Origin of the sequence: Streptomyces prasinopilosus, from assembly GCF_001419695.1 — a bacterium.
GTDB lineage: Bacteria > Actinomycetota > Actinomycetes > Streptomycetales > Streptomycetaceae > Streptomyces > Streptomyces prasinopilosus.
The window spans coordinates 1-6316 of record NZ_LIRG01000668.1; the positions used below are offsets into that span (position 1 = coordinate 1).

The following is a 6316-nucleotide window of genomic DNA, read 5'->3' on the forward strand; positions in this document are numbered from 1 at the left end:
CCCCGACTTCCCCGAGGTCGCCAAGGGGCAGGTCGAGTGGCAGCAGCGGATGGGCGCCTTCACGAAGAAGTCGGCCTTCTACGGCATGCAGATCACCGAGCCCACCCGCTACACCAACCTCTCCAACGACTTCGAGCAGCTGGAGGACGACGTCGTCCGCGGCCGCAAGAAGATCGGCGACGTGCAGCAGGCCGTCTCCGACTGGAAGAGCAAGGGCGGGGACGAACTGCGCGACTGGTACCAAAAGATCCTCGACGAGAACGGTTCGGCGGCCGGCTGACCCGGGACCGAGGCAAGGAGAACCGCCGTGTCGCACAGCACGGTGCCCCGGAGCGAGACCGAGGCCACGAAGCCGGCCGGGAAACCGGCGGCGTCCCCCGACACCGCCGGCCCCCCGGACGACGCACCACAACGGGCAGGGCGCGGCACGCTGAGCCTGCGGCTCAGGTACCGGCGCGACCGCGTCCTGCTGCTGATGACCCTGCCCGCCGTGGCACTGGTCCTGGTCTTCAACTACCTGCCGATCCTCGGCAACGTCGTCGCCTTCCAGGACTACGACCCCTACATCAGCGACAACGGCGTCGTCTCGATGCTGAACAGTCCGATGGTGGGCCTGGAGAACTTCCGGCGGATCGTCGAGGACTCGGCGTTCTGGAACGCCCTGAAGAACACCCTGGTGCTCTTCTTCCTCCAGCTCGTCCTGTTCTTCCCGATCCCGATCCTGCTCGCGCTGCTCATCAACAGCGTGGTCAGGCCCCGGGTGCGGGCGGTCGCGCAGGCCGTCCTCTACCTGCCCCACTTCTTCTCCTGGGTGCTGGTCGTCGCCGTCTTCCAGCAGATGTTCGGCGGCGCGGGGATCTTCTCGCAGCTCCTGCGCGAGAACGGCCACGACGGCCTGGGAGTCATGACCAACCCCGACACCTTCATGTTCCTGCTCACCGCGCAGAGCGTGTGGAAGGACGCCGGGTGGGGGATCATCGTCTTCCTCGCCGCGCTGGCCTCGGTCAGCCCCGACCTGTACGAGGCCGCCGCCATGGACGGCGCCGGACGCTGGCGCCGGATGTGGCACGTCACCCTGCCCGCGCTGCGGCCCGTGATCGCGCTGCTGCTCGTCCTGCGGGTGGGCGACGCGCTCACCGTCGGCTTCGAACAGATCCTGCTGCAACGCGACGCCGTCGGACCCGGGGCGTCGGAGGTCCTCGACACCTTCGTCTGGTGGAACGGCGTGCGCAACCAGGACTTCGGCTACGCGGCCGCCGCCGGCCTCATCAAGGGCGTGGTCAGCCTCGGCCTGGTCCTCGCCGCGAACAAGGTGGCCCATCTCATGGGCGAGCAGGGGGTGTACAAGAAGTGACCACCGTGACCGACGGACCCGCGACGCGCAGGGCCCGGGGCTGGGCCGCCCCGCCCCGCCCGGTGTGGGAGGAGGCGCCGACCAGGGCCGGGCTCGCGGGCAAGGGCGTCGTCCTGGCCCTCGCCTGCCTGGCGGTCGTCCTCCCGCTGTGGATCGTGATCGTCACCAGCCTGTCCACCCGCAAGGCCATCGACGAGGCCGGCGGCCTGGTGATGGTGCCCGGGGACCTCACCCTCATCGCCTACCAGGAACTGCTCAGCGGAGGCCAGGTCACCCGGGCCGCCCTGGTCAGCATCGGCGTCACCCTGGCCGGCACCCTGTTCTCGATGACCGTGTCCGTGTTCTGCGCCTACGGACTGTCGCGCACCGACTCCCTCGGGCACCGCTGGATCCTGATGACCCTGCTGGCGACCATGTTCTTCAGCGCCGGCCTCATCCCGACGTACCTGCTGGTGCAGACCCTCGGCCTGACCGACAGCTACCTCGCCCTGATCCTGCCCAGCGCGATCAGCGTCTTCAACATCCTGGTGCTGCGCGGCTTCTTCATGAACATCTCGCAGGAACTCGTCGACAGCGCCCGCATCGACGGGGCGGGCGAGTTCCGCATCCTGTGGCAGATCGTCATGCCGCTGTCCCGCGCGGTGATCGCCGTCATCACGCTCTTCTACGCCGTCGGCTACTGGAGCGCCTGGTTCAACGCCTCCCTGTACCTCAACGACCAGGACATGCTGCCCCTGCAGAACGTCATGATCCAGCTCGTCCAGAAGCAGGAGGCCCCCGTCGGCCTCGGCCAGGCCATCAAGACGGGTGAGCTGTCGGGTCTGGCCGTCCAGATGGCCGTCATGGTGATGGCCCTGCTCCCGGTCGCCGTCCTGTCCCCCTTCGTCCAGAAGCACTTCAAGAAGGGCATGCTCACCGGCGCCGTCAAGGGCTGACGGACACGAGCCCCGGCCCGCCGCCGGGGCTCTCCGCCGGCCACACCCCCCGCACCCGCAGAACGAGGTAGGTCATGCACGCGTCCCGCACGTCCCGTACGCTCCCCGCCCCCCGGGAGCGTGCCTGATGCCCGGACTGGGCGACGCCACCCGCGGGCGCATCCTCTACGGCGGCGACTACAACCCCGAGCAGTGGCCCGAGGAGACCTGGCACGAGGACGTCCGCCTGATGCGGCAGGCCGGCGTCACCACCGTGACGCTGGGCGTGTTCTCCTGGGCGAGGATCGAACCCCGGCCGGGAGAGCGGGACTTCGGCTGGCTGGACCGCGTCATGGACCTCATGCACGAGGCCGGCATCGGGGTCGTCCTCGCCACCCCGACCGCCTCGCCGCCGCCCTGGATGGGCCACCTCCACCCCGACACCCTGCCCCGCGACGAGGAGGGACGCACCGAGTGGTGGGGCGGCAGGCAGCACTTCTCGCACTCCAGCGCCACCTACCGCCGCTACGCCGCCGCCATCACCGAGGACCTGGCCGCCCGCTACGCCGGCCACCCGGCCCTCACCCTGTGGCACATCAACAACGAGTACTGCACCTACGACTGGGGGGACGAGGCCGCCGCCCGCTTCCGCGACTGGCTCCGCGCCCGCCACGAAACCCTCGACGCCCTCAACGCCGCCTGGGGCACCGCCTTCTGGAGCCAGGGCTACGGCGACTGGGCCGAGGTCATGCCGCCCCGCCACCCGCACTACCTGAAGAACCCCACCCAGGTGCTGGACTTCAAGCGGTTCACCTCCGACATGCTCCTGGAGTGCTACACCGCCGAACGCGACATCGTGCGCCGGCACACCCCGCACCTCCCGGTCACCACCAACTTCATGCCGCTGTGGGCGGGACAGGACGCCTGGCGCTGGGCCGAGGAGGAGGACGTCGTCTCCGTCGACCTCTACCCCGACCCGCGCGACCCGTTCGGCGCCCAGGAGGGCGCCCTGGTCCAGGACATGACCCGCTCCCAGGCCCGGGGCCCCTGGATGCTCATGGAGCAGGCGGCCGGAGCGGTCAACTGGCGCGGGGTGAACCACCCCAAGCCCCGCGGCCTCAACCGCCTGTGGTCCCTGCAGGCCGTGGCGCGCGGCGCGGACGCCGTCTGCTACTTCCAGTGGCGCCAGTCCCGGCAGGGCGCGGAGAAGTTCCACTCCGGGATGGTGAGCCACGCGGGCGAGCGGGGCCGCACGTACCAGGAGGTCACGCGGCTCGGCGCCGACCTGGCCCGGATCTCCCCGCACGTCGCCGGCACGCACGGCACCGCCGGCGTCGCCGTCCTGCACGACTGGAACTCCTGGTGGGCCGGGGACCAGGAGGCCCGGCCGTCCCACGAGGTCGACCACCCCGGCATGCTGCGCGCCTGGCACCGTGCCCTGTGGCAGGCCCACCTCACCACCGACTTCGCCCACCCCGAACACGACCTGTCCGGCTACCCGCTGGTCGTCGTCCCGCAGCTCTACCTGCTCACCGACGCGGCCGTCGACAACCTCCTCGCCTACGTACGCGGCGGCGGCACCCTCGTCTGCGGCTTCCTGACCGGCGTCGCCGACGAGGACGACCGGGTGCGGCCCGGCGGCATGGACGCCCGGCTGAGGGACCTCTTCGGCATCCGCACCCTGCACGAGTGGTGGCCGCTGGACGCGGGGGAGACCGTCGCCTGCGAGGGCTTCCGCGGCACCCTGTGGTCCGAGGAACTGGAGGCCGACGGCACCGCGGACGCCACGACGCCCTACCGGGGCGGCGAACTCGACGGACTGCCCGCCGTCCTGCGCAAGGGGCGCGCCTGGTACGTCTCGACGCTCCCGGAACCCGGGGCGCTGCGCGACCTGCTCACCCGGATCGCCGCCGACGCGGGCGTGCGGCCGGTGCTCGACGGACTGCCCGACCAGGTCGAGGCGGTACGCCGGGGCGACCTGCTGTTCCTGCTCAACCACGGCCGCGAACCGGTCGCCGTCGACCTGCCGGGTCCCCACCACGACCTGCTCACCGGCACCGACGTCACCGGCCGGGTCACCCTCGAGCGCCACGGTGCGGCGGTGCTGCGCCCGTGAACACACCCGTGAACACGTCCATGGACACGCGCACGGACGACCCCGCGCCCCCGCCCGTGAGCGCACCCCCGGGCACACCGGCAGACGGGACCGCGCCCGTCCACGGAACCTGGGAGCCGCGGCCCGCCGCCCGCTGGGAGGACGCCTTCCTGAGCGGGAACGGCCACCACGGCGCCCTCGTGTTCGGCGACCCGGACGACGAACGGCTCGTCGTCACCCACCACACCCTGGTCCGCCCGGTCGGCGCCGACGAGGACCGGCTGCCGCCCCGGCTGGCCGGCGCGCTCCCGGCCCTCCAGGACCGGTTGCTCGCCGGGGACGCGAGCGCCGCCGAGACCTTCACCGACGGCCGCCCGCTCCGGTGGGTACGGCCCTTCCACCCCGCCTTCCAGGTGCGCCTGCGCCGGCCCGCCGGCACCCCGGACGACACCGGGGCCCCGCCCCACCGCCGCTCCGTCGACTTCCGCACCGGCGTGGCGGAGGCCACCCGCGCCGGCCGGACCGGCCGCGCCTTCGTCTCCCGCGCCGACGACGTGATCGTCCAGTACGTCACCGGGCCGGACCTCGCCCTCGACATCCGCCTGGATCCCCGCCTTCCCGGCGCCCCCCGCTCGCTCGGCGTCGGACACGGCTCCGTCCTCACCGCCGAGGGCGCCCTGCTGAGCCTGCGCGCCCGCTACCCGGACAGCGACCTCGCCTACACCGGCGTCACCCTGGTCGCCGTCACCGGCGGCACGACGGTCCTCGCCCCGCCGGGCGTGCGGGTCGAGGGCGCGCGCTCCGTGCTCCTGCTCACCCGGGTGCGCCGGCACACCGGGGAGACGGACGTGACGGCCGAGGGGCGCGCCCTGCGGAGCCTGCTCACCGAAGACGGGCGCATCCAGGACGGGCGCACCGAGGACGGACCCGCCGGAAACGAAGGCGCGGGCGGCCGCACGGCCGGGGAGGCCCCGGCGGCGCCCGGGGCCCTCGCCGAGGCGTACGACGCCCTCCTCGCCCGGCACCTGTCCCTCCACCGCACCGCCTACGAGCGCGTCACCCTCGACCTGGCCGCCGACCCGGCCGAACGCGCCCTGCCGGGATCGGAGCTGCTGGCCCGGCCGCGCAGCGCCGCCCTGCTCGAACGCCTCTTCGCGGCCGGCCGCTACCACCTGCTGTCCTCCGGCGGCCTGTTCCCGCCCCGTCTCACCGGCTTGTGGACCGGGGACTGGGACACCGCCTGGTCCGGCGCCTTCACCCACGACGCCAACCTCAACCTCCAGACCGCCTCCGCCGCCGCGGCGGCCCTCCCGGAGGTCACCGAGGCACTGGCGTCCCTCGTCCAGCGCCAGCTGCCCGACTGGCGGGACAACGCCCGCGAGGTCTTCGGCGCCCGGGGCGTGGTCGCGCCCGCGCACTCCGACGGCGAGTCCGGGCACTCCTACCACTTCGACCGCGAGTACCCGCTGCACCTGTGGACGGCGGGCGCCGACTGGCTGCTCGGGCCGCTCGTCGACCACGACGACACCCGCGGCGCGCACGACCCCCGCACCACCGCCGCCCTCGCCGAAGTCGCCCTGTTCTACGAGGACTTCCTCACCCGCACCGACGACGAGGGGCAGCTGGCCGTCGTCCCCTCCTACTCGCCCGAGAACCGCCCCGCGAACGCCGGCTGGGGGACGGTCAACGCGGCCATGGACCTCTCCGCCGCCCGGCACGCGCTGCGCACCGCCGCCGACCGCCACCCCGAGCACGCCGACCGCTGGCGGGCCCTCGCCGACCGGCTCCCGCCGCACCGGATCAACGAGGACGGCGCACTGGCCGAATGGGCCCGGCCGGACCTCGCCGACTCCTACGACCACCGTCACCTCAGCCACCTCTACGCCGTCTGGCCGCTGCACGAGATCACCCCCTACGACACCCCGGAGCTGGCCGCCGCCGCCCACCGCGCCC

Annotated in this window: 4 protein-coding genes and 1 pseudogene; all 5 read left to right on the top strand. The window is 73.0% G+C overall.

All coding sequences use genetic code 11. The annotated features are described in order from the left end of the window. Positions 1-280: pseudogene (locus AOK18_RS24205) on the top strand (Tat pathway signal sequence domain protein); the annotation flags it as partial. 27 nt (positions 281-307) lie between these two features. Continuing rightward, the gene (locus tag AOK18_RS24210; protein ID WP_055573556.1) at positions 308-1354 is read left to right on the top strand and encodes an ABC transporter permease; all 1047 of its coding nucleotides are present in this window, start codon (positions 308-310) and stop codon (positions 1352-1354) included. After that, the gene (locus tag AOK18_RS24215) at positions 1351-2289 is read left to right on the top strand and encodes a carbohydrate ABC transporter permease (protein ID WP_055573557.1); all 939 of its coding nucleotides are present in this window, start codon (positions 1351-1353) and stop codon (positions 2287-2289) included. Before AOK18_RS24210 ends, AOK18_RS24215 begins: the two co-directional genes overlap by 4 nt. A 127-nt stretch (positions 2290-2416) precedes the next feature. Further along, positions 2417-4384 carry a beta-galactosidase gene (locus AOK18_RS24220; protein ID WP_055695707.1) on the top strand — a complete coding sequence of 656 codons (1968 nt, stop codon included), beginning with the start codon at positions 2417-2419 and terminating at the stop codon, positions 4382-4384. Between the two features lie 20 nt (positions 4385-4404). After that, a partial coding sequence (locus AOK18_RS24225; RefSeq protein ID WP_079105149.1) for a glycosyl hydrolase family 95 catalytic domain-containing protein occupies positions 4405-6316 on the top strand: 1912 nt, incomplete at its 3' end.

Bases quoted from the DNA above. Each gene is read 5' to 3' on its own strand.
- AOK18_RS24220 (WP_055695707.1), top strand. From the start codon at position 2,417: ATGCCCGGACTGGGCGACGCCACCCGCGGGCGCATCCTCTACGGCGGC.